The sequence below is a fragment of the Agromyces sp. NPDC057679 genome (genome assembly GCF_042799635.1).
In the GTDB taxonomy this organism is placed as follows: domain Bacteria; phylum Actinomycetota; class Actinomycetes; order Actinomycetales; family Microbacteriaceae; genus Agromyces.
Genome location: NZ_JBHVIK010000001.1, coordinates 1,333,079 through 1,355,455, shown reverse-complemented (window position 1 = coordinate 1,355,455; position 22,377 = coordinate 1,333,079). Strand labels below are relative to the sequence as shown.

Below are 22,377 nucleotides of genomic sequence, written 5' to 3'. Positions count from 1 at the left end.
GTCGGTCGTGACCGCGCGGATCCCGCGCACTCCCTTGGCGAAAGGCCCGATGATGCACCCAACGCCCAACCGCCGTCGACGCGCCGTGATCGCGCCGCTCGCGGCGCTCGCGACGACCCTGCTGCTCGTGACCGGCACCGCCGTCGGCGCGAGTGCCGAGCCGCCCGACCGCAACGCGAAGCTCAACGTCCCGCCGAAGACGGCGAACGGCTTCGAGTCGGCTCGCGCCGCGGCCGATCGCCTCCTCGGCGACGCGGCCGACGGCTTCGACTTCGCGAAGCTCGACGCGGCCGACGGCGCCGACCGGTACGAGATCACGTCGAAGCGCAACCACGTCCGCGTGGCCGCGACCGACCCGGCCACCGCCATCGCGGGCGTCAACGCCTACCTCGGCACGATCGGGCAGTCGATCTCGTGGAACGTGCGCAACCTCGACGAGGACGCCGCACTGCCGCTGCCGCGTTCGCCCATCACGGCGAGCTCGAACGTCTCGCACCGCTTCTACGGCAACGACACCGAGGACGGCTACACCGGCGCCTACCGCAGCTGGGAGCAATGGGAGCGCGAGATCGACGAGCTCGCCGCGCTCGGCTTCAACGAGGTGTTCATGCCCGTCGGCTCCGAGGCCGTGTACTTCGAGGTGCTCACGCAGTTCGGGTACTCCGCCGAGGAGGCGCGCGCCTGGATCCCGCTGCCGGGGCACCAGCCGTGGTGGCTGCTCCAGAACATGTCGAGCTACCCCGCCGGCACGAGCGACGCCCTGCTCGCCGAGCGGGCCGAGCTCGGCAGGAAGATCGCCGACCGACTGCGCGAGCTCGACATGACCCCCGTGCTGCCCGGGTACTTCGGCACCGTGCCGACGGACTTCGCCGAGCGCAACGCCGGTGCCCGCGTCGAGCCGCAGGGCGGTTGGGTCGGCTTCCAGCGCCCCGGATGGCTCGACCCGAACTCGACCGTGTTCCCCGAGGTGGCCGACGCGTTCTACACGGCGTCCGAGCAGAAGCTCGGCGTCTCGGCCGCGTACAAGATGGACGTCCTGCACGAGGGCGGTCGTCGCGGCACGGTCGACGTGCCCGCCGCCACGCGGGCGATCGAGACCGCGTTGCAGACGGCGCATCCGGATGCCACGTGGGTGCTGCTCGGCTGGCAGAACAACCCGCCCGCCGACGTCGCCGCCGCCGCGAACCCCGAGACCACGTTCATCGTCGACGGCCTCTCCGACCGCTACGACGGCCGCGGCGGGCTCGAGGAGCAGTGGAGCGGCATCCCGTACGCCTTCGGCACCATCTGGAACTTCGGCGGGCACACGACCATGGGCGCCGAGCTCTCGACGTGGAACGAGCGCTACTACGACTGGCTCGACGCCGAGGGCAGCGCGGTCGACGGCATCGCCGCGATGCCGGAGGGCGGGCTCAACAACCCCGCCGCGATCGACTTCTTCGCCGGCCTCGCCTGGCGCGACGGCCCCGTCGACGTGAACGCCTGGTTCGACGAGTGGACCGAGCGCCGCTACGGCGTCGACGACCCCGAGCTGAAGGCCGCGTGGCGCGCCCTCGCCGAGACGGCGTACACGCTGCCGAGCAACGACAGCTACAGCGAGGCGCACGACGGGCTCTACGGCGCACGACCCTCGCTCTCGGCGAGCCGCGCTGCGAGCTGGTCGCCGGGGAGCTTCTCGTACGACCCCGACCGCTTCGCCGAGGCGCTCGACCACCTGCTCGCCGCGGCACCGGCCGCGGCCGAGATGCCGAGCTACCGCTACGACCTCATGGACGTCGCGCGCCAGGTGACCTCGAACACCTCGCGCGTGCTGCTGCCGCAGCTCCAGCAGGCGTACGGCATGCGCGATCGGGCGGCCTTCACACAGCTCAGCGAGGAGTGGCTCGGCAACATCGAGCTGCTCGACGACCTCGTCGCGACGCAGCCGCAGATGCTCTTCGGCCGGTGGATCGCCGACGCCCGCGCCGCGGCCGCCGACTCGGCGGAGGCCGACCGGCTCGAGTTCGACGCACGATCCATCGTCACGACGTGGGGCGACCGCAGCGCCGTGAACGCGGGCCTCAACGACTATGCGAACCGCGAATGGCAGGGCCTCGTCGGCACCTACTACAAGGACCGCTGGGAGCGCTTCTTCGCGAGCGTCCAGACCTCGTTCGACACCGGCAAGGCGCCGGCGGCGATCGACTGGTACGCCGTCGGGGCGGAGTTCACCGCCTCGACCGACACCTCGGGCTTCCTGACCGAGCCCGAGGGCGACGTCGTCGAGCTTGCGGCGCTCGCGGTCGAGGCATGGGACGCGACCGTGCCCGATGTGCCCGAGCCGCCGGCGGCGGGGGAGCACTTCCTCTCCGACCTGCCGTTCGCGACCGTGTCGCTCAACGCGGCCTACGGGCCGATCGAGCGCGACACCGAGATCGGCGAGGCGGCCTACGGCGACGGCAAGCCGATCCGGCTCGCGGGCGTCCAGTACGCGAAGGGCCTCGGCGTGAACTCGCCGACGACGATCGGCTTCAACCTCGGCGGGCGATGCTCGACGTTCGAGGCGGTGGTCGGCATCGACGACGTGATGAACAAGGCGGGGGCGTCGCCGAACGTCATCTTCAGGGTGCTCGGCGACGACGAACTCCTCTACGACAGCGGCGCGATGACGAAGGGCCTCGCTGCCGAGGTCGCCGTCGACCTCACCGGCGTGCAGACGCTCGAGCTCGTCGTCGACCCGAACGCCGCCGGCTCGCCGGCCGGTCAGGCCGAGTGGTGGGACCGGGCCGACTGGGCGGACGCCGCGGTGAGTTGCGAGTGACCGCCGGATGACGGCTCGGGCGGGGTCGGCCGGCATCGGTCGGCCCGCCCGTCACCACGCGGCCGTGCGGCCGGGCCCCGAACTGGACTCTTCCGCAGAGGGGCGGCGGTGTGCTTGGCTGAGCCATGGACTCTCGCAGCGGCGGTGAAGTGAAGTTCAACGGCAAGCTCGCCATCCTCCTGGCGATGGCGATGTTCGTCCTGGTCGTCGACACCTCGCTCATGAACGTGTCGATCTCGGCCGTCGTGCGCGACCTCGACACCACCGTGAGCGGCGTGCAGGGGGCGATCGCGCTCGAGGCGCTCGTCTCCGCCGCGTTCATCCTGATCGGCGGCAAGACGGGCGACCTGATCGGCCGCAAGCTGGCGTACATCCTCGGTCTCCTCGGCTACGCCGTGGGTGCGGTCGCGATGATGCTCGCCCAGGACCTCACGGCGATCATCGTCTTCTGGGCGTTCATCGGCGGCATCGGCGCCTCGCTGCTGCTGCCGGCGATGCAGTCGCTCATCCACGGCAACTTCGAGGGCGCGCACCAGAAGCGGGTCTACGCGCTCGTGGGGGCGTCGGCCGCGATCGCGGCCGCCGTCGGGCCCCTCCTCGGCGGCTTCATCACGACCTTCCTCTCCTGGCGGGTCGGCTTCGCGCTCGAGGCGGTCATCATCGCGGTGGTGCTCGCCGGCATCGGCCTCGTCAAGGACGTGCCGTACCACGGCGACCGCTCGGTCGACTACGTCGGCGCGCTGCTCTCGATCGTGGGCATGGGCGGTGTCGTCACCGGCATCCTCGTGTGGCAGGAGGGCGGCGGCTACGTCGGCCTCATCATCGGCATCGGGGTCGTGGGGCTCGGGCTCCTCGTCTTCTGGCTGCGCAACCGCAAGCGCCGCGGCAAGCCGACGCTGCTCGATCCCGCGCTCTTCGAGTCGAAGATGTTCCGCACCGGGGCGAGCGGTCAGCTGCTGCAGCAGATCGCCCTCGGCGGCACGATGATCGTGCTGCCGATCTACCTGCAGATGGTGTTCGGGTACAACGCCCTCCAGGCTGGCCTCTCGATCGCACCGCTCTCGCTCAGCATGTTCGTCGTCGCGCTGCTCGCCGGGCGGGGGCTCAAGCGGCGCCCGGCCACCATCATCCTGTGGGGCTTCGCGCTCGTCGTCGTCGGCGTCGGCGTGCTCGTCCCGATCGTGCCGATCGCCGACTCGGGCTGGTACCTGACCGTGCCGCTCATCGTCGCGGGCTGCGGCCTCGGGTTCCTCGTCTCGCAGCTGAACAACTACACGCTCTCGCCGATCTCCGACGAGCGGGTGAGCGAGGCGGCCGGCGTGAACTCCGCGGCCGGCTCGTTCGGACTCTCGTTCGGCCTGGCCTTCGCGGGGGCGATCATGCTCGCGACGCTCGCGTTCACCTTCACGGCGAGCGCCGAGTCGTCGAGTGTGCTGAGCGCCGAGGAGGCGCAGCAGGTCTCGGCCGTGCTCGAGGAGGACGCCGAGATCATGACCGACGAGGGGCTCGCGGAACTCCTCGTCGATGAGCCGGCCGACGTGCAGGAGGAGATCCTGCGCATCAACAACGACTCGCGCGACATCGCCCTGCAGGTCGCCCTGCTCGTGCCGATCCTCGCGGGCCTGCTCGGGGTGTTGAACGCGTTGCGGATGCGCCGACTGCCCGATCCGAAGCCGTCGGAGGCGGCCGAGGGCACGATGCTCGGCTGAGGGGTCCCGATGCGCTTCGCCGCTCGACCACCGGGTGCCAGGGCGTCTCGACGAACGGAGCTCAGCGCGGGACGCGCACCACGAGCGCGGCCGGGTCGACACGGAACCGCGCCGACACCACGCTGCCGAACTCGTCGCCGTCGATCTCGAACTCCTGCGGGCCGCCCTCGATCTCGAGTTCGACCGAGCGGCCGCGTCGGTAGACGATCTGCTGCTTGCGGTTGCCGCTCGTGAGGTCGATGAACTGCCGGCCGAGGGCCGACTTGCGCAGCACCCGGTTCTCCCAGAAGACCGTGCGCCAGATGAGCAGCCAGCCGAGCAGGTTGCGCGGCTGCAACACGACCACGTCGAGGTGGCCGTCGTCGATCTCGGCGTCGGGGATGAGCTCGATGTTGCCCGGCAGGTAGCCGAGGTTCGCCACGAGGATGCTCGCGACCCGCGCCCGGTGGTGGCGCCTCGACTCGAGGCGGTACATCGCCCGGTACGGCTTCGAGGCGGGCAGCGCCCGGATTCCCGCGTCGACGTAGGCGAGCCAGCCGACCCGCTTCTTGAGCTCGGGGTTCGTGTTCTGGATCATCTCGGCGTCGATGCCGATGCCCGCCATCACGAGCGAGACGTGCGATTCGTCGTCGCCGTCGGGGCGGGTGATGTCGGCGACGATGACGTCGACCGCGCGGTCGACGCCGGCGAAGGCCAGCACGACCGCGTCGTCGATGTCGTTCACGGGGATGTCGAGGTTGCGGGCGAAGAGGTTGCCCGTGCCGATCGGCACGATGCCGAGCGGGATCCCGGTGCCGCGAAGGGCTGCGGCGACCGACCGCACGGTGCCGTCGCCGCCCGCGGCGATCACGAGGTCGACGCCGGCCTCGGCCGCTTCGCGCGCCATGCCCTTGCCGGGGTCGTCGACGGCGGTCTCGATCCAGAGGCTCGGCGCGAACGACTGCCGCTCCTCGGCGCGGCCGACCGCAGCGCGCAGGGCATCGGTGCCCTGCTTGCTGGGGTTGAAGATCACGGCGGCGCGCAGGCGCGGCTGCGTGGCATCCCCCTGCCGCTCGTTCCGATCGTCCGACACGCTGCCACCGTATTGCATCCGCCCGGGAACACGGCGAACGGGCGCTTCGCGCCCATGAAGGGTGTCGGATGCCCCGGGCTAGACTTGCTCGGGTGATCGATCCCGTACTGCTTCGCGAGAACCCCGACCTGATCAAGCGTTCGCAGGAGCTCCGCGGCGAGTCCTCGGAACTCGTCGACGACGCCGTGGCCGCCGACGCCGCCCGCCGCACCGCGATCACCGTCTTCGAGGCGCTGCGCGCCGAGCAGAACGCCTTCGGCAAGCAGGTCGCGCAGGCGCCCAAGGAGGCGAAGGCCGCCCTCGTCGCCCAGGCGCAGGAGCTCGCCGCCCGCGTGAAGGCGGCGAACCAGGCCGTGAGCGACGCCGAGGCCGAGTTCACGCTCGCCGTGCAGAAGCTCGGCAACGTCGTCCTCGAGGGCGTGCCGGCCGGCGGCGAAGACGACTACATCGTGCTCCGCGAGGTCGGCGAGATCCCCGCGTTCGCGTTCGAGCCGCGCGACCACCTCGAGATCGGCGAGCTCCTCGACGCGATCGACATGCAGCGCGGGGCGAAGGTCTCGGGTGCGCGATTCCACTACCTCAAGGGCGTCGGCGCCCGCCTCGAGCTGGCGATCATGAACATGGGCCTCGACCGCGCGATCGCGGCCGGGTTCACCCCGCTCATCACGCCCACGCTCGTGCGCCCAGAGATCATGAACGGCACCGGGTTCCTCGGTGCGCACGCCGACGAGGTCTACTACCTGCCCGAGCAGGAGCTCTACCTCACCGGCACGAGCGAGGTCGCGCTCGCCGGGTACCACGCCGACGAGATCATCGACGTGTCGAACGGCCCGATCCGCTACGCCGGCTGGTCGACCTGCTACCGCAGCGAGGCCGGCAGCCATGGCAAGGACACCCGCGGCATCATCCGCGTGCACCAGTTCAACAAGCTCGAGATGTTCACCTACATCGACCCCGCCGACGCCGAGGCCGAGCACGAGCGCCTGCTCGCCTGGCAGGAGGGCATGCTGCAGGACCTGGGCCTCACCTACCGCGTGATCGACACCGCGGCGGGCGACCTCGGGTCGAGCGCGGCCCGCAAGTACGACGTCGAGGCGTGGGTGCCGACGCAGGGCGCGTACCGCGAGCTCACCTCCACCTCGAACTGCACGACGTTCCAGGCCCGCCGACTCGACATCCGCCACCGCACCGAGAGCGGCAAGACCGCGCCGGTCGCGACGCTCAACGGCACGCTCGCGACGACCCGCTGGCTCGTCGCGATCCTCGAGACGCATCAGCAGGCCGACGGCTCGGTGCTGGTGCCCGAGGCGCTGCGCGGCTACCTCGGCGGACTCGACCGACTCGAGCCCGTCGCGCGATGAGCATCGAGCGAGCGCGCGAGGCCGAGGTCGCGACCGAGGCGTGGTTCGTCGCGCTCGACGTCGACGGCACGATCATGCACGAGGACGGCACGATCGACGAGGCCGTCGCCGAGGCGGTCGCCGGTGCGGTCGAGCGGGGCCACCTCGTCACGCTCGCGACCGGGCGATCGTGGTCGACGACGCGACCGGTGATCGAGGCGCTCGGACTCGCGCCCGAGTACGTGGTCTGCGCGAACGGCGCCATCACGATGCGCCGCGACGACACCGCGTCCGACGGGTACGTGCGCGAGCACGTCGAGACCTTCGATCCCACGGCGGTGCTCGAGCGCATCCGCACCTTCCTCCCGTCGGGCAAGTTCATGGTCGAGCTCGCCGACGGCTACCGCCTGTACACCGAGGGCATGACCGAGTGGAACCTCGAGAACGCCCGCGAGGTCGTCTTCGACGAGCTGCTCGACCAGCGCGCCACCCGCGTCGTCGTGACGAGCCTCGAGCACGGGCTCGACGAGTTCTTCGACATCGTCGACCAGATGGGCCTGCACCACGTGAGCTACGCGATCGGCTGGACGGCGTGGCTCGACATCGCTCCCGACGGCGTCAACAAGGCGACGGCGCTCGAGCGGGTCCGCGGATGGCTCGGCGTCGACGCCGACCGCGTGTTCGCCGCCGGCGACGGTCGCAACGACCTCGAGATGTTCGCCTGGGCCGGCTCCGCCGGGCGCGCCGTCGCGATGGGACAGGCTCCCGAGGAGGTGCGGGCCGCCGCCGGCGAGGTGACCGGCCCGGTCGCCGAGGCCGGACTCGCCACGGCGCTCGACTCGCTTCCCTGACTCGTGCACACGGGCGCGAATAGAATCGATCGTGCCGAGGGGAAGGGCGACATGGGGCAGGATACGGCGCCGGAGGCGCCTGGAACGAGCGACTCGGAGCAGGCGGCCCCCGAGACGGCGGAGGCGACCGCCCCCGATTCGGCGGGCGGGGCGCAAGTTCCGACCCGTCACGGGCGCCTGCCCCGGCACACGGGGCCGCGCACCGCGGTGAAGTTCGTGGCATCCGCCGCCGCCGTGCTGCTCGTGAGCGCGGGGGCCGTCGGCGCCTACGCGGCCGCCGATCTCGTCGGATCGGTGGGCAGCGGCGTCACGCTCGCGAACGAGGAGATCCTCGAGGGCGTGCCCGACATCGGCGCGATGGACGGGGGCCTCAGCTTCCTCCTCGTCGGCAGCGACGAGCGGCCGAAGGACGGCTCGTTCGGCGACCCCGAAGTGGACTCGGGCACCCTGAACGACGTCAACATGCTGCTGCACATCTCGCAGGACCACTCGCACGTCGAGGTCGTGAGCTTTCCGCGCGACATGATGGTCGCGGTGCCCGAGTGCCCCGACCCGGAAGACCCCGCGACGGGCCCGCTCTCGGCGATGTCGGAGGTGCCGCTGAACAGCGTGCTGGAGCACGGCGGGCTGAACTGCGTCGTGATGACGATCGAGCAGCTCACCGGAACGAAGATCCCCGTGGGCGGGGTCGTCGAGTTCAAGGGCGTCGCCGCGCTCTCGTCCGCGGTGGGCGGTGTCGAGGTCTGCCTCGTCGATCCCATCGACGACATCGACTCGGGGCTCCACCTCCCGGCGGGCAGGAGCACGATCGCCGGCTACGACGCGCTCGCGTTCCTGCGCACGCGCCACTCGGTCGGCGACGGCAGCGACCTCGCCCGCATCGCGAGCCAGCAGGCGTTCATGGCCTCGCTCGCCCGCACGCTGCAGTCGAGCGGCACGCTCACCGACCCGGTGAAGCTCTACTCGATCGCCAAGGCGGTGCTCTCGAACATGGAGCTGTCGAACTTCCTGCAGAACCCCACGGTGCTCATGTCGATCGCGCGCACCCTGCAGGACGTCGACCTGTCGAAGATCGCCTTCATCCAGTACCCGACGGTCGAGTACGGCGACGGCCAGCACGTGATCCCGGCCGACTCCGGCGAGGCCGTGAACCTGGCCCTCCAGGAGGATCGCCCGGTCGTCCTCGATCCGACGGCGAACGAGAACGCCGAGTTCGGCACGGCCCCCGCCGACCCGGCGACGGAGGCCCCTGCGGGAACTCCTGCCGAGGAGACGCCGGAGGCGCCCGCACCGGATGCCACCGCGTCGGCGCCGCCCGCCGAGCAGCTGCCGCCCGACATCACCGGACTCACCGGCGACGAGGTGCGATGCACCACCTCGAACGACGGCTGAGGGAGGCACCCGCCCCCGCTTCAGCGCTCTCTCAGGAGTGCCTGCGAGGCTGAACGGAACGCGATTCGGCTAGAATCGGGGCCTGCCTGTACGACGAATCCCTCGACGGGACGTCGCGCGGGCGAGGAGGGCTGTCCGAGCGGCCGATGGAGCTGGTCTTGAAAACCAGTGGGCAGAAATGTCTCGTGGGTTCGAATCCCACGCCCTCCGCGCGACCACCACACACGAGAGGATCCCGGTGAACGAAGCGTTGCGACCCAGCTCGCGGCGTGCCGCGAAGAACCCCGCGGTGGCGCACCACGGCAAGCTCCGTCGCCGTTCGATCGGCCGCACCCTCGGGAAGGTCGTCGGCATCGGCCTCTCGGTCGCCCTCGTCTCCGGGGGCGCCGTCGCGGCGTACGCGGCATGGGATCTCGCGAGCACCGTGAAGCCGACCGTCTCGCTCGGCAACGAGGACGTACTCGAGGGCGTGCCCGACGTGGGCGCGATGCCCGGCGGCGTGAACCTGCTGCTCGTCGGCAGCGACAGCCGTGAGGGCCAGGGCGACGGCTTCGGCGACCCCGACGAAGAGACCGCCGTGCTCAACGACGTCACGATGCTGATGCACATCTCGGAGGACCACTCGCACGTCGAGGTCATCAGCTTCCCCCGCGACATGTTCGTCGACGTTCCCGCGTGCACCGACCCCGAAGACCCCGCCGGCGAGCCGCTCTACGAGCAGTACGGCGTGAAGATCAACTCGGTGCTCGACTACGGCGGGCTCGGCTGCGTCGTGAAGACGGTCGAGCAGCTCACCGGCGTCACGATCCCCTTCGCGGGCACGGTGCAGTTCCTGGGCGTCGCCGCCATGAGCGAGGCCGTCGGCGGCGTGGAGGTCTGCATCGCAGAACCGATCGAGGACGAGCACACCGACCTCTACCTCCCAGCCGGCATGCGCGAGCTCAAGGGGCTCGAGGCGCTGCAGTTCCTGCGCACGCGCCACGGCGTCGGCGACGGTTCCGACCTCGGGCGCATCTCGAACCAGCAGGTGTTCATGTCAGCGCTCGCCCGCAAGCTGCAGTCCGGTGGCACGCTCAGCGACCCGGTCGCGCTCTACTCGATCGCCAAGGCCGCGCTCGCGAACATGGAACTCTCCGACTCGCTCGCGAACCCCACGACGATGGTCTCGATCGCCAAGGCGATGAAGGACATCGACCTCTCGAAGATCGCGTTCATCCAGTACCCGACGGGCACCACCGACGGCGGGGTCATCCCGAGCGACTCGGCCGAGATCGTGAACCTCGCGCTGCAGAACGACACCCCGGTCGTCTTCGACCCCGACGCCGACGAGGCCTCGTTCGCGTCGGCCGGCGACCCCACGGCCGTGCCGGCCGAGGGTGAGGCGGCCGCCGAGGAGCCCGCCGCCGAGGAGCCGGCCGCCGAGACCCCGGCGACTCCGGCGCCCACGACCGAGGCGCTGCCGACCGACGTCACCGGCCAGACGGCGGCCGAGACGCGCTGCTCGGCGGGACGCACCCTCGAAGACCAGTAGGCGGGCGGCCGGATCGGGTCGTTCGGCGACCGGGCGGACGCTCGCGGGGCGCTCGCACCCGGCCGAATCGTCATTCCGGCGGTCGTCGGGTTATGATGACAGTCGCGTGTGCGCGTGCGCACCCGCGAGGAGACGTCGCATAGTCCGGTCGAGTGCACCACCCTGCTAAGGTGGAGTCCCCGTAAGGGGACCGCGGGTTCAAATCCCGCCGTCTCCGCACAGACCAGAGAAGCCCCCGCGGTTCGCGGGGGCTTTCGCTGTCTCCGGGTGCATCACTGTTCGAATGGCGCCTGCGGCGGATCCATGATCACCGGTTGCGGGTCGACCGGGGTCTGGTCCGCGCGGACGGTGTTGCGGCCGGTCGGTCCTCGGCGGTCGTCTCGGCGTCGGTCATGTGCTCCCTCCTGCTCGGCAACCTGAAGCACCCCATACCCGGGGGCGGGTGCCTCGGTGCGCCACCGGCCGCGCGTGGGAGGCGCTCGCGTTCGCTACGGTCGTATCGCCCGTCCGACGATCCCGACCACCCACGAAACCGGAATCGATGACCGAGAACCACCGCTGTGCCGCTGCGCGTAGCGCCCGGGCCCCGGCAGCGCCACCCCCGGCGGGTGTCCGACGCCGTCGCTAGACTCTTCGGGTCACTGAATTCAGGGGGAACTGCACCATGCAACGAATCATCACGTCCACCGCGCTCGTCTTCGCCGCCGCACTGCTGTTCACCGGGTGCGCCACGAGCAGCGACGACAACACCGCCGCCCAGGGCGGCAGCGACGACTGCGAGGTCGTCCGGGTCGCCGTGCGCGACATCTCGAACGGCGCGCAGAACGCCATCCTCACCTCGACCGAGCAGGCTGCGCTCCTCGAGAAGCTCGACGGGTACTCCGAGCGCGTCGACGAGCTCGACGAGCAGGCCGCCGACGACACCAAGCTCGCCGAGGCGCTCGACGGGCTGCAGGAGAAGATCGAGGCCGCCGAGACCTACGCGGCCACGCTGCCGACCACCGAGACCGAGGACTTCGAGGCCGACGCCGACGCGCAGGCCGCCGCCACCGGCGACATCCAGGCCGCCGCGGTCACCGTCACCGAGGTGTGCTCGGCCGAGTAATCGGGGCATCCCCAGTACGCGAGCACGCGGCATCCCATCGTCGGATGCCGCGTGCTTCGCGTTTCGGCGACGGCGATGCCGCCCGGGCGGCATCGCACTCAGGCCGACTTCGACTTCGCCGCCTTCTTGGCGGGCGCCTTCTTCGGGGCCGCCTTCTTCTTCGCGGAGGCCGCGGCTTCGTCGCCCTTGCCGCCGCGCTTCGCAGCGATCGACTGCCGCAGCGCCTCCATGAGGTCGATGACCTCGCCGCCCTGCTCCTCCTCGGGCTCCTCGCCGAACGTCGCCGCCGTGTCGAGCGTCTCGCCCTGCTCGAGCTTCGCCTCGATGAGCGTGCGCAGCTCCTGCTGGTACTCGTCGACGTACTGCTCGGGATCGAAGTCGGAGACGAGGCTCTCGACGAGCTGCTTCGAGAGGTCGAGCTCCTTCGCCGAGATCTTCACGGGCTCGTCGAGACTCTTGAACTCGGCCGCGCGCACCTCGTCGCTCCAGAGGAGGGTCTGCACGACCAGCACGTCGCCGTGCACGCGGAGCGCCGCGAGGCGCGTCTTCTGCCGCAGCGCCATCTGCACGATCGCGGTGCGGTCGGTCGACTCGAGCGTCTCGCGCAGCAGCACGTACGCCTTGTTCGAGGCCGAGTCGGGTTCGAGGTAGTAGCTGCGGTCGAGCATGATCGGGTCGATCTGCTCGCTCGGCACGAACTCGACGACCTCGATCTCGCGGCTGCGCTCGGCGGGCAGCGCCTTGAGGTCGGCGTCGGTGATGACGACGGTGCGTTCGCCGTCGTCGTAGGCCTTGTCGATGTTCTGATAGGCGACGACCTTGCCGCACACCTCGCACTTGCGCTGGTACCTGATGCGCCCGCCGTCCTCGTCGTGCACCTGGTGCAGGGACACGTCGTGATCCTCGGTGGCGCTGTACAACTTGACGGGCACATTGACGAGGCCGAATGTGACCGCCCCCTTCCAGACGGCTCGCATACCCCCTAGTACACACCCGGGGATGCCTCGTGGGAACCCCGAGCCCTTCGACAGCGCGGGCGCGAGACGCCAAGATGGGGGCATGGCCGATGGGGAGCGGCAACTCGTCGAGGTCGACGGCCGGAGGCTCAGGCTGACGAACCTCGACAAGGTCATGTATCCCGAGTCGGGCATGACCAAGGGCGAGGTGATCTCGTACTACGCCGAGATCGCCCCCGTCATGCTGCCCCACGTCGCCGGGCGGCCGATCACGCGCAAGCGCTGGGTGCACGGCGTCGGCACGGGCGAGACCCCCGAGTCGCCCTTCTTCGAGAAGCAGCTCGCCGACCACGCCCCCGACTGGATCCGGCGCGGCGTGATCGAGCACTCGGACGGCCCGAAGACCTACCCGATCGCGGGCGACCGCGCGACGCTCGTGTGGCTCGCCCAGCAGGCTGCGCTCGAGCTGCACGTGCCGCAGTGGCGCTTCGCGCCCGATGGCAGCGCGTCGAATCCCGATCGGATGGTCTTCGACCTCGATCCCGGGCCCGGCATGGGCCTCGCCGAGTGCGCCGAGGTCGCCCGGCTCGTGCGCGACCTCATCGCCGGCATGGGCCTCCAGGCGATGCCGGTGACGAGCGGAAGCAAGGGCCTCCACCTCTACGCCGAGCTCGACGGCGCGCAGACCTCGCAGCAGGTGTCGGAGGTCGCGCACGAACTCGCCCGCGCGCTCGAGGCCGATCACCCCGAGCTGGTCGTCTCGAGCATGCGCAAGTCGCTGCGGGGCGGCCGCGTGCTCATCGACTGGAGCCAGAACAACGGCAAGAAGACGACGATCGCTCCGTATTCGCTGCGGGGCCGGCTGCGGCCGACGGTCGCGGCGCCGCGCACCTGGGAGGAGCTCGAGGATCCGGGGCTGCGGCACCTCGAGGCGCACGAGGTGCTCGCGCGGGTCGCCGAACAGGGCGACCCGATGGCCGGGCTCGCGGATGCCGCGGGGCCCGGCCCGCTCGCGACGTACCTCTCGATGCGTCGGGAGGGCCGTACTCCTGAGCCGATGCCGGGCGGACCGGGCAATGGGCGGGCGGGGGAGGAGCCGCGCTTCGTGATCCAGGAGCACCACGCGCGGCGTCTCCACTTCGACCTGCGGCTCGAGCGCGACGGCGTGCTGAAGAGCTGGGCCGTGCCGAAGGGCGTGCCCGAGACCTCGGGGAGGAATCACCTCGCCGTGCAGACCGAGGACCACCCGATCGAGTACCTGGACTTCGAGGGCACGATCCCCTCCGGCGAGTACGGGGCGGGCTCGATGACCGTGTGGGACACCGGCACCTACGACGTCGAGAAGTGGCGCGACGACGAGGTGATCTTCACGCTCACGGGATCGACCGGCGGGCCGCTCGGCCGGGTGCGGCTCGTGCTCATCCGCACCGACGGCAGCGGCGAGAAGAGCTCGTGGCTGCTGCACCGGATGAAGGAGCAGGGGGGCTCGTCCGTCCGGGCACCGCGGTCGAGCGGCTCGACGAGCGACGCCGGGTCGACGAGCGACGCCGGGTCGATGAGCGACGCCGGGTCGACGAGCGACGCCGGGTCGACGAGCGACGCCGGGTCGATGAGCGACGCCGTGTCGTCGACGTCGCCAGTGCGTGAGGCGCCGATGCTCGCGACTCCAGGCACGCTCGGCATGCTGCACGGCGAGGACTGGGCGCTCGAATGGAAGTGGGACGGGATCCGCGCGCTCGCCAGGGTCGAGGGCGGTCGGGTGCGGTTGTCGAGCCGGAACGGGATCGATGTCACCGCGCGCTACCCCGAACTGCATCGGCTGCCCGAACTGATCGACGGTGATGCCCTGCTCGACGGCGAGATCGTGGCGCTCGACCCCGGGGGCCGGCCCGACTTCGGCGTGCTCCAGCAGCGGATGGGGTTGACGAAGCCGCGCGAGATCGCCGCAGTCGCGGCATCCGTGCCGGTGCGCCTGCTGCTCTTCGACGTGCTCGAGGCCGACGGCGAGTCGCTCGTCGACGAGCCGTACCGGGTGCGGAGGGCCCGCCTGGAGACGCTCGTGCGGCCGCGGCGCGGGGTGCCCGTCGAGGTGCCGGCGCTCGCCGAGGGGCGACCGGAAGACGCGCTCGAGGAGAGCCGTCTCCTCGGCCTCGAGGGGATCATGGCGAAGCGTCCGGGCTCGGCGTACCGCCCGGGCGTGCGCTCCGACGACTGGGTGAAGCTCAAGCTCACTCGCACGCAGGAGGTCGTCGTCGGCGGCTACCGACGCGGGGTCGGGAGCCGGGCCGGGCGCATCCGATCGCTCCTCGTCGGCATCCCGGTCGAGGGCGACCGCGCCGATGGGGAGCGCGTGCTCGAGTACGTGGGGCGTGTGGGCTCGGGGTTCCGGGAGCGGGAGCTCGAGCGCCTGCTCGCCCGGCTCGATGCGGAGGTGCGCCGCGATCCGCCGTTCGTCGAGGTGCCCGCGGTGGACGCCGTCGACGCCGTCTGGGTGCGGCCCGAGCTCGTCGGCGAGATCGAGTTCAGCGAGTGGACGGGCACGGGCGTCGCCCGCCACCCGCGCTGGCGCGGCCTCAGGCCCGACAAGTCGCCTGACGAGGTGCGTCGCGAGGACGAGGGATGAGCAGCGGTCTCGCCCCGGCGGCGACGCCCGCTCACTCGCCGTCGGACGTGAGCAGTTCGAGCAGGCGACGCTCTCGGTCGGCACCGGATGCCACGACCGCGCCCCGCTCGTACGCCGCGACGACCCGAGGGTCGATGTAGCTGCCCTTGGCGATCGCGGGGGTGTTGCCGAGCGCCAGGGCGGTCGCCTCGACCGCGTCGCGCACCGCAGCGGCGCGGGCCCGTGCCGTGCCCGCGGGACCGATCAGCGCCAGATGCTCAGCGGCGACGAGGGTGCCGCGCAGGGTGCGGAAGTCCTTCGCCGTGAACTCGCCGCCCGTGCGCTCGCGGATGTCGTCGTTCACGTCGACCGGCGCGGCCGCGCGGGCGACCCGGCCCTCCGTCCAGGCGTAGAGCCGTGCGGCGCGCGACCGTTCGCCCGCACCTTCGACGTAACCAGCCAGTCCGGTGTCGATGATGCGCAGCTGCTGTGCGACGCCGCCCTTCGCCCGGAACCTGAGGCGGACCGTCTTCTCGTCCTCGAGGCTCGCGTTGCGCACGAGCAGCGTCGTCAGGCCGCGGTTCCGGAACCCCGCGAGCGACTCCTCCGAGCCGATCCGGATCGCGCCGAGGTCGAGCGTCGTGAACGCGGCCGCCAGCACGCGGGCGCGAGGCATCCCGTCGAGGGCGAGATCGTGGTGCGCGCTGCGCCTCGCCGCCGGGAGCGACCGCGCGAGCTCCGCCATGCGCTGGAACTTCTCGGCGTCCTGCCGTTCACGCCATGCGGGGTGGTAGAGGTACTGGCGACGGCCGGCGGCATCGACGCCGACCGCGAGCAGGTGCGCGTTCGCCGAGTCCGAGATCCAGACCTCCTGCCAGGCGGGTGGCACGGCGAGTTCGGCGATGCGGGACCGCTCGGCGCGACCCGCCGACCCGCCGTCGCTGTGGACGTACCCGAAGCCGCGCCCTCGTCTCACCCGCGTGTAGCCGGGTGAGACGTAGGGCACGACCCGCTTCAGCCGCGGCATCGCGCGATCCTTCCGCCTGGCTCAGTGGTTGCGCAGCGCCGAGATCAGCTCGGCCTTGCGCTTGCCGCTGTACCCGGTGAGGCCGAGCTCCTTCGCGCGCCGGCGCAGTTCGTCGACCGTCCAGCTCTCGTAGTCGCCGTGCTGGCCTCCCTTGCGCCCGATCGCACTGCGGCCCTGCGCGGCCGCGGCATTCGAGATGCGCGCGGCCTTCTCCTTCGAGGCGCCGTCCTCGCGGAGCTCCTCGTAGAGCTCCGGATCCTTGAGCGACGCGTTCCTGCGTCCGGGCATGGTGCGCTCCTTCCTGATCGTTCGTCGACCCGGCTGTTCAGAACGGCCGTCCGCCGGTCACCGGCAGCACCGCCCCCGAGACGTACGAGGCGTCGTCGGAGGCGAGGTAGACGTAAGCGGGGGCGAGCTCGGCCGGCTGTCCGGCTCGGCCGAGCGGGGTGTCCTTGCCGAAGTCGGTGATCTTGTCGGGCCAGCCCGTCGCCGGGATGAGGGGCGTCCAGACCGGTCCCGGTGCGACGGCGTTGACGCGGATGCCCCGGGGCCCGAGCTCCTCGGCGAGGGCCTTCGTGAACGCGACGAGCGCCGCCTTGGTCATCGCGTAGTCGACGAGCGCCGGCGAGGGCTCGGTGGCCTGGATCGAAGCGGTCGTGATGATGCTCGCCCCCGGCTCCATGAGCGGCACGGCTGCTCGGGCGAGGAACACCGGGGCGAACAGGTTCACCCGCATCACCGTCTCGAAGTCGTCGCTCGGCACGTGCTCGATGCCCTCGCGGTCGCGTTGGTGGGCCGCGTTCAGCACGAGCACGTCGAGGCCGCCGAACGCCTGCTCGGTGTGCTCGATGAGCTCGTTGCAGTGCGCCTCGCTGCGGAGGTCGCCGGGCAGCAGCAACGGGTCGCTGCCGGCGTCGGTGATCCAGCTCGCCGTCTCCTCGGCGTCGGGTTGCTCCTCGGGCAGGTAGGAGATCGCGACCCTGGCGCCCTCTCGGGCGAACGCGATCGCGATCGCACGGCCGATGCCCGAATCCCCTCCGGTGATCAGCGTGCGGAGTCCGTCGAGCCGGCCGCTGCCCTGGTAGCTCTGCTCGCCGTGGTCGGGGAGCGGTGACATCGCCTCGGTGAGCCCGGGAGGCGCCTGTTCCTGCCGTGGAAACCGGTCGGTGGTGTGCTTCGTGGTCGGATCGATCAGTCGGTCGTTCATCATGGTCATGCGCCCCCTCGAACCCGAGCCACGGTACGCGGCGCGATCGGTGTGCGCGAGGGGATTGACAGCGTGCGAGGCCGCCCTCGCGGAACCCCTCGTGCACGCGCTTACACGGGGTTCCAATGCGAGGTCAACCCCTCGCATGGGCGGCCCGGGACCCGTAGCGTCGGGGACGTGAAGGAGGAATCATGAACATTCTTGTCGTCATCATCGCCATTGCTGCCGTCGCGCTGCTCATCACCGGCGGGATCGTACCGACACTGAACTTCCTGCTCTGGGTCGGCCTGGCGCTCGCCATCATCGCCGTCATCGTGTTCCTGGTGCGGTACATCGGTGGGAACCGCACGGTATGAAACCCACGCGAACGTGCGTCGAGCGGGGGGCCCATCGGGCCTCCCGCTCGCTCGGCGAGCCTGCCGCTCGTCCCGTGACGGGCGCCGCGCGCGCCGGAGAGGCATAGGCTGACGAACGTGGGAACCCTCTACTACGGTGATTCCGGCACGCCGATCGGTATCGAGGACCGGGCGCTCGCGCACCTCAAGGTCGCGATCATCACGAAGCTGCGGCGCGGCGAGAGCTTCACCCTCTCGTGGCGCCACACCGACGACCAGCCGCGCGGGCGGAGCACGCTCTGGATCCACCAGTCCATCCCGCTCCGCTTCGTGTTCGACGAGCCCGAGACGCCCGAGCTCAGCCGTCAGTGGATCGAGGAACTGATGCGGTCGGCGAACAGCACGGGTGGCGTGCAACTCGTGCCCGAGCAGCTCGACACCTCGGCGATCCCGACCGTCGTCGAGCAGCCCGTGCAGGTGGGCGTCGACGTGCAGGAGGTCGAACAGGGCCGATCCCCGGAGCCCGCGGGCGACGGGGCGCGCCCCGCCTGACCCTCGCGGCCCCTCGCCGATGGCCCCGCCTCAGACGCTGAGATCGGGGTCCGACCCGACGGTTCCGTCGGTCGTGTCGGCGCGCCCGGGCGCCGGTGTCGCACCGCCCCGATGGATCTCACCGCGCCAGGCGCCCGTCTCCGCCCCGCGATCCTCGACGAACTCCTTGAACCGGTGCAGGTCGCGCTTCACCTGGAGGTCGTCGATCTGCAGCACGGCGCCGGCCTGCTCGACGAACCCCTCGGGCTGCCACTCGATCTCGAGATCGATGCGAGTGCGGTCCGGTCCCTCTGGGGCGAACTGCACCCGACCGCGGTGCAGCACCTCGCCGGCGCTCCGCCACGCGATGTGGTCGTCAGGAACCTGGTCGCTGATGTCTGCATCGAACTCGCGACGTACCCCGCCGATCGAGACCACCCAGTGGGTGAGCTCGTCGTCGAGCTGCGTCACCTCCTCGACGCCGCTCAGGAACTCGGGGAACGTCGCGAACTGCGTCCACTGGTCGTACGCCACGCGGATGGGAACGTCGACCTCGGTCGATGCGGTCACGGTCGTGCTCATGGTGATCCTCCCATTCCGGGCGCACCGTCGGCGCCCGGTGGCCACCGTAGGCAGCGCGGCGCCCTGATCGCGAGGGGCTTGTCAGCCGACGCCGCGGCTGGTAGACGGGAGTGGGGGAGCTTTCCGGCTCCGGGAATCCGGGAGGTGGTTTCGATGGGCGCCGATGAATCGCAGGCATCACGACCGGCGATCGAGGACTGGTGGCCGAAGCTCTCGATCCGCGCGAAGCACCGCGTGCTCGAAGATCTGGAGGCCCCGATCCATGCAGAGGTCGCGGCCGAGATCGAGCGCATCTCGGGAGGGCACGCTCCCGACCTGCTCACGCACGAGGAGCGCCGGTTCGTGCTCACGCAGATCGAGCCGGTCGACTGAGGCGAGCGATCAGTCGTTCTCGAGCTCCTCGCTCTCGGCGGGCTCGGGCACGTAGTGAAGGCCGCTCGTGCTGTTGGCCGTCAGCAGCAGCTGCTCGATCCAGAGGCGGTTGAGCGTCGGCGGGCGGTTGCCGCTGAACACGAACTGCAACGGGATCGACTCGTTCAGCCACAGCGTCGTGCGGCCGCTGCCGTTCTCGACGCCGTGCTCCCACGTCAGCGCGAAGCTCTCCGAGCGCCGTAGCTTGTTGAGGATCGCGATCCGGAGGTGGGCGAGGGTGCGGTCGTCGATGTCGAGCTCCCGCGTCGAGGAGTTGTAGATCAATTTGCCCATGTCTGCACTCTAGACCGGGCTGACCCCGGGGGCTCCTGCCGATTCGTGAGGCCGATGGCGACGTGCCCAGCCCCACACCTCCCGCGGTGAATCAACCCCCTGGCTGCACCCGCGCGTCCGGTGCATGATGCGAGAAGGAGCCGGGTGGGGGCACCGCCCGGCGGCCGCGAGGGGGTCGATCATGACCAGCACGCACACCCGCACCGTCCGATACGCCGAGACACCCGTCCAGAAGGCGGCGATGATCATCGGCATCGTCTTCCTCCTGGTCGGCATCGCCGGCTTCATCCCCGGGATCACCACCGGGCTCGACACGATCGTCTTCGCAGGCCACGAGTCGGGGGCGATGGTGCTCGGGGTGTTCCAGGTGTCGATCCTGCACAACATCGTGCACCTCCTGTTCGGCGTCTCGGGCCTCGTCTTCGCGACGGGCATCGGCGGGGCGCGGGGCTACCTCATCATCGGCGGGCTCGTGTACGCCGCACTGCTGCTGTACGGGCTCGTCGTGCCGGGCGAGGACGCGGCGAACTTCGTGCCGCTGAACGCCGCCGACAACTGGCTGCACGCGGCGCTCGCGCTGGGCATGATCCTGCTCGGGCTGCTGCTCGGACCGCGCCGCGTGGCCGGCACCGTGGCGACCCGGGGCGGTCGAGCCTGAGCGCGTGGCGACCGACTTGCGCCCGGGTGACTACGAGCCGGTCTCGTGGTGCGGGGTCGCGACGGGCTTCGACTCGGGCGATCCGCGCTGGCGCAGGTACACGGAGGCCCCCACGATCGCCGCCACGGCGAGGAACTCGCTCTGCCAGTTCTGCATCGACTCGAACCAGAACTGCGCGGTGCCGAGGTACTCCCACGCCGAGATCCCGGGCGACCCGTGCAGCCGCTGCTCCTCCGAGTACGCCTCGGCGCCACCGACGGCGTGGAGCCAGAACGAGAGCCCGAACAGCACGAAGAAGAAGATCGCGAGCGAGTTCTCGTAGAGCACGAGCACGAGCCCCCCGCGACGGACGGGCCAGGGGGTGCCGGGGCCGAGCTCGGCGGTTCGGGGATCGTCGTCCTGCGGCGTGCGTCTGCCGATCGGCTTCGACTCGCTCGACCCCTTCTGGAAGAGGAAGATCGTCAGCACCACGTACGCGCCCATCTGCAGGAACTCGGACTCCCAGTTCTCGAAGGTCGCTTCGATGAACTGCCCCGACCGCAGGTAGTCGCCGAGCGCGAGCGGTCCGGCGCCGTGGTCGAGCCGTTCCTCGTTCGCGACCTGGAATCCGCTCGCGGCCATGCCGGCGAGGCACAGCACGAAGACCGCCATGCACACGAGGAACAGGGCGTGCTCGTGCAACCAGCGGGCGGCACCGCCGCTGCGGGTCGATGCTCGCCGCCCGACGGTGCCGGCGTCGTGGGTCATCGAGGCTCCCTTCGTGCCACTCCGATGCTGGCCCCGTCGGGAGCCGGGCGGCAAGGGCTTGACGGTGCGGCCGGGTTCCGGGCGATTGTCGAGTTCTTGCATCGCCTCGCGTAGCATTGCGGCCATGTCGAGAAGGCTGGCGGATGTCGCGCGGAAGGTCGGAGTCAGCGAGGCGACCGTCAGCCGGGTGCTCAACGGCAAGCCGGGGGTCTCGGCGTCGACGCGCGACGCCGTGCTGACGGCGCTCGACGTGCTCGGCTACGAACGGCCGACGAAGCTCCGCGGTGAGCGGGCCCGCCTCGTGGGCCTGGTGATGCCCGAGCTGCAGAACCCGATCTTCCCCGCGCTCGCCGAGGTCATCGGCGGCGGCCTCGCCCAGAACGGCTTCACGCCGGTGCTCTGCATCCAGACCGCGGGCGGGATCTCGGAGTCGGACTACGTCGAGCTCCTGCTGCACCAGCAGGTCTCGGGCGTCATCTTCGCCGGCGGGGCGTACGCGCAGGCCGACGTCAACCACGACCACTACGAGCGTCTCCGCGAGCTCGGGCTCCCGACCGTGCTCGTCAACGCGCCCATCGACGGCCTCGACTTCGCGACCGTCTCGTGCGACGACGCGATGTCGATGGAGCAGTCGCTCGGGCACCTCGCGCAGCTCGGGCACGAGCGCATCGGGATCCTGCTCGGACCGAGCGACCACATGCCGTCGCGGCGCAAGCACGCCGCGGCGATCGCCATGGCGGCGCGACTCGGACTCGAGCTTCCCGATGAGCGGGTCGTGCACTCGTTCTACTCGCTCGAATCGGGGCAGACCGCGGCGTCGAAGCTCCTGGCCGCGGGCGTCACCGGCATCGTCTGCGCGAGCGACCCGATGGCGCTCGGCGCCGTGCGCGCGGTGCGACGGGCCGGCCTCCGCGTCCCCGAGGACGTCTCGGTGATCGGCTTCGACGACTCGGCGCTCATGAACTGCACCGAGCCGCCGCTCACGACGGTCCGGCAGCCCATCGAGTCGATGGGCAAGATGATCATCGAACTCCTCATGCGCCAGATGTCGAGCGAACGGGCGATCGGCGACGAGGTGTTCTTCGCACCCGAGCTCGTCGTGCGCGCGTCGACCGCGCCCGTGCCGTCGGCGCCGGTCGAGTAGCGACGAACGAGCGTCACGAGGCCACGTGCGGTGGTCTCCGATACGGCGCTGCGCGCTGTTGCGACCGACGATGCGCACGGTTT

Annotated in this window: 20 protein-coding genes, 2 tRNA genes and 1 pseudogene; 15 read left to right on the top strand and 8 right to left on the bottom strand. The window is 70.8% G+C overall.

What is annotated here, in order from left to right; genetic code table 11:
- Positions 1-49 precede the first annotated feature (49 nt).
- Positions 50-2,800 (top strand): alpha-N-acetylglucosaminidase TIM-barrel domain-containing protein, encoded by a 2,751-nt coding sequence (locus ACFVAJ_RS06095; protein WP_376942106.1) that lies wholly within the window; start codon positions 50-52, stop codon positions 2,798-2,800.
- A 125-nt stretch (positions 2,801-2,925) separates the two neighbouring features.
- The gene (locus tag ACFVAJ_RS06090; protein WP_376942104.1) at positions 2,926-4,509 is read left to right on the top strand and encodes an MFS transporter; all 1,584 of its coding nucleotides are present in this window, start codon (positions 2,926-2,928) and stop codon (positions 4,507-4,509) included.
- A 61-nt stretch (positions 4,510-4,570) separates the two neighbouring features.
- On the opposite strand, the gene ACFVAJ_RS06085 is transcribed toward ACFVAJ_RS06090, so the two are convergent.
- Positions 4,571-5,581: a diacylglycerol/lipid kinase family protein gene (locus ACFVAJ_RS06085; protein ID WP_376942102.1), complete on the bottom strand. Its 1,011-nt coding sequence runs from the start codon at positions 5,579-5,581 to the stop codon at positions 4,571-4,573.
- A 92-nt stretch (positions 5,582-5,673) separates the two neighbouring features.
- Here ACFVAJ_RS06085 and serS point away from each other — a divergent pair, with 92 nt between their 5' ends.
- From serS to ACFVAJ_RS06050, 7 genes are all read left to right on the top strand, one after another.
- A complete protein-coding gene (serS, locus tag ACFVAJ_RS06080; RefSeq protein WP_376942100.1) occupies positions 5,674-6,942 on the top strand; it encodes a serine--tRNA ligase in 1,269 nt (422 codons plus the stop codon).
- Positions 6,939-7,772, top strand: coding sequence for an HAD family hydrolase (locus tag ACFVAJ_RS06075; RefSeq protein WP_376942098.1), 834 nt, complete (start codon positions 6,939-6,941; stop codon positions 7,770-7,772). Before serS ends, ACFVAJ_RS06075 begins: the two co-directional genes overlap by 4 nt.
- 51 nt (positions 7,773-7,823) lie before the next feature.
- Positions 7,824-9,164 (top strand): LCP family protein, encoded by a 1,341-nt coding sequence (locus tag ACFVAJ_RS06070; protein ID WP_376942097.1) that lies wholly within the window; start codon positions 7,824-7,826, stop codon positions 9,162-9,164.
- A gap of 125 nt (positions 9,165-9,289) precedes the next feature.
- Positions 9,290-9,374: transfer RNA gene (locus ACFVAJ_RS06065), tRNA-Ser, on the top strand.
- A gap of 28 nt (positions 9,375-9,402) precedes the next feature.
- Positions 9,403-10,695, top strand: coding sequence for an LCP family protein (locus ACFVAJ_RS06060; protein WP_376942095.1), 1,293 nt, complete (start codon positions 9,403-9,405; stop codon positions 10,693-10,695).
- A gap of 128 nt (positions 10,696-10,823) precedes the next feature.
- Positions 10,824-10,912: transfer RNA gene (locus ACFVAJ_RS06055), tRNA-Ser, on the top strand.
- A 447-nt stretch (positions 10,913-11,359) separates the two neighbouring features.
- Complete coding sequence (locus ACFVAJ_RS06050; RefSeq protein WP_376942093.1) at positions 11,360-11,800, top strand: hypothetical protein; 441 nt, start codon at positions 11,360-11,362, stop codon at positions 11,798-11,800.
- Positions 11,801-11,898: 98 nt separating this feature from the next.
- Here ACFVAJ_RS06050 and ACFVAJ_RS06045 read toward each other — a convergent pair whose 3' ends face one another.
- Positions 11,899-12,777, bottom strand: coding sequence for a Ku protein (locus tag ACFVAJ_RS06045; protein ID WP_376942092.1), 879 nt, complete (start codon positions 12,775-12,777; stop codon positions 11,899-11,901).
- An 82-nt stretch (positions 12,778-12,859) separates the two neighbouring features.
- Between ACFVAJ_RS06045 and ACFVAJ_RS06040 the strand changes: the two genes are divergently transcribed.
- A complete protein-coding gene (locus ACFVAJ_RS06040) occupies positions 12,860-15,379 on the top strand; it encodes an ATP-dependent DNA ligase (RefSeq protein WP_376942091.1) in 2,520 nt (839 codons plus the stop codon).
- 31 nt (positions 15,380-15,410) lie between these two features.
- Here ACFVAJ_RS06040 and ACFVAJ_RS06035 read toward each other — a convergent pair whose 3' ends face one another.
- From ACFVAJ_RS06035 to ACFVAJ_RS06025, 3 genes are read right to left on the bottom strand one after another with little or no spacing between them, the layout of a single operon-like run.
- Positions 15,411-16,385 carry a DNA topoisomerase IB gene (locus ACFVAJ_RS06035; protein ID WP_376942090.1) on the bottom strand — a complete coding sequence of 325 codons (975 nt, stop codon included), beginning with the start codon at positions 16,383-16,385 and terminating at the stop codon, positions 15,411-15,413.
- A 21-nt stretch (positions 16,386-16,406) separates the two neighbouring features.
- Positions 16,407-16,673 (bottom strand): Rho termination factor N-terminal domain-containing protein, encoded by a 267-nt coding sequence (locus ACFVAJ_RS06030; RefSeq protein ID WP_376942088.1) that lies wholly within the window; start codon positions 16,671-16,673, stop codon positions 16,407-16,409.
- 37 nt (positions 16,674-16,710) lie between these two features.
- On the bottom strand, positions 16,711-17,601 hold the full coding sequence (locus ACFVAJ_RS06025; protein ID WP_376942086.1) for an SDR family oxidoreductase: 891 nt from the start codon (positions 17,599-17,601) through the stop codon (positions 16,711-16,713).
- 182 nt (positions 17,602-17,783) lie between these two features.
- Between ACFVAJ_RS06025 and ACFVAJ_RS06020 the strand changes: the two genes are divergently transcribed.
- Positions 17,784-17,948, top strand: a complete 165-nt coding sequence (locus ACFVAJ_RS06020) for a hypothetical protein (protein ID WP_376942084.1) — start codon at positions 17,784-17,786, stop codon at positions 17,946-17,948.
- Between the two features lie 117 nt (positions 17,949-18,065).
- Positions 18,066-18,368 (top strand): annotated as a pseudogene (locus ACFVAJ_RS06015) (hypothetical protein); the annotation flags it as partial.
- A gap of 141 nt (positions 18,369-18,509) precedes the next feature.
- On the opposite strand, the gene ACFVAJ_RS06010 reads toward ACFVAJ_RS06015, so the two are convergent.
- On the bottom strand, positions 18,510-19,040 hold the full coding sequence (locus tag ACFVAJ_RS06010) for an SRPBCC family protein (protein ID WP_376942082.1): 531 nt from the start codon (positions 19,038-19,040) through the stop codon (positions 18,510-18,512).
- Between the two features lie 153 nt (positions 19,041-19,193).
- Here ACFVAJ_RS06010 and ACFVAJ_RS06005 point away from each other — a divergent pair, with 153 nt between their 5' ends.
- Positions 19,194-19,412: a hypothetical protein gene (locus ACFVAJ_RS06005; RefSeq protein WP_376942080.1), complete on the top strand. Its 219-nt coding sequence runs from the start codon at positions 19,194-19,196 to the stop codon at positions 19,410-19,412.
- A 9-nt stretch (positions 19,413-19,421) separates the two neighbouring features.
- On the opposite strand, the gene ACFVAJ_RS06000 is transcribed toward ACFVAJ_RS06005, so the two are convergent.
- On the bottom strand, positions 19,422-19,745 hold the full coding sequence (locus tag ACFVAJ_RS06000; protein WP_376942078.1) for an ATP-dependent DNA ligase: 324 nt from the start codon (positions 19,743-19,745) through the stop codon (positions 19,422-19,424).
- Between the two features lie 181 nt (positions 19,746-19,926).
- On the opposite strand from ACFVAJ_RS06000, the gene ACFVAJ_RS05995 reads away from it, so the two are divergent.
- The gene (locus tag ACFVAJ_RS05995) at positions 19,927-20,403 is read left to right on the top strand and encodes a DUF4383 domain-containing protein (RefSeq protein WP_376942076.1); all 477 of its coding nucleotides are present in this window, start codon (positions 19,927-19,929) and stop codon (positions 20,401-20,403) included.
- A 30-nt stretch (positions 20,404-20,433) separates the two neighbouring features.
- Here the strand turns inward: ACFVAJ_RS05995 and ACFVAJ_RS05990 are convergent, their stop codons facing one another.
- Positions 20,434-21,150, bottom strand: coding sequence for a DUF6766 family protein (locus ACFVAJ_RS05990; protein ID WP_376942074.1), 717 nt, complete (start codon positions 21,148-21,150; stop codon positions 20,434-20,436).
- A 124-nt stretch (positions 21,151-21,274) separates the two neighbouring features.
- Here ACFVAJ_RS05990 and ACFVAJ_RS05985 point away from each other — a divergent pair, with 124 nt between their 5' ends.
- Positions 21,275-22,294 carry a LacI family DNA-binding transcriptional regulator gene (locus ACFVAJ_RS05985; RefSeq protein WP_376942072.1) on the top strand — a complete coding sequence of 340 codons (1,020 nt, stop codon included), beginning with the start codon at positions 21,275-21,277 and terminating at the stop codon, positions 22,292-22,294.
- Positions 22,295-22,377: the final 83 nt, after the last annotated feature.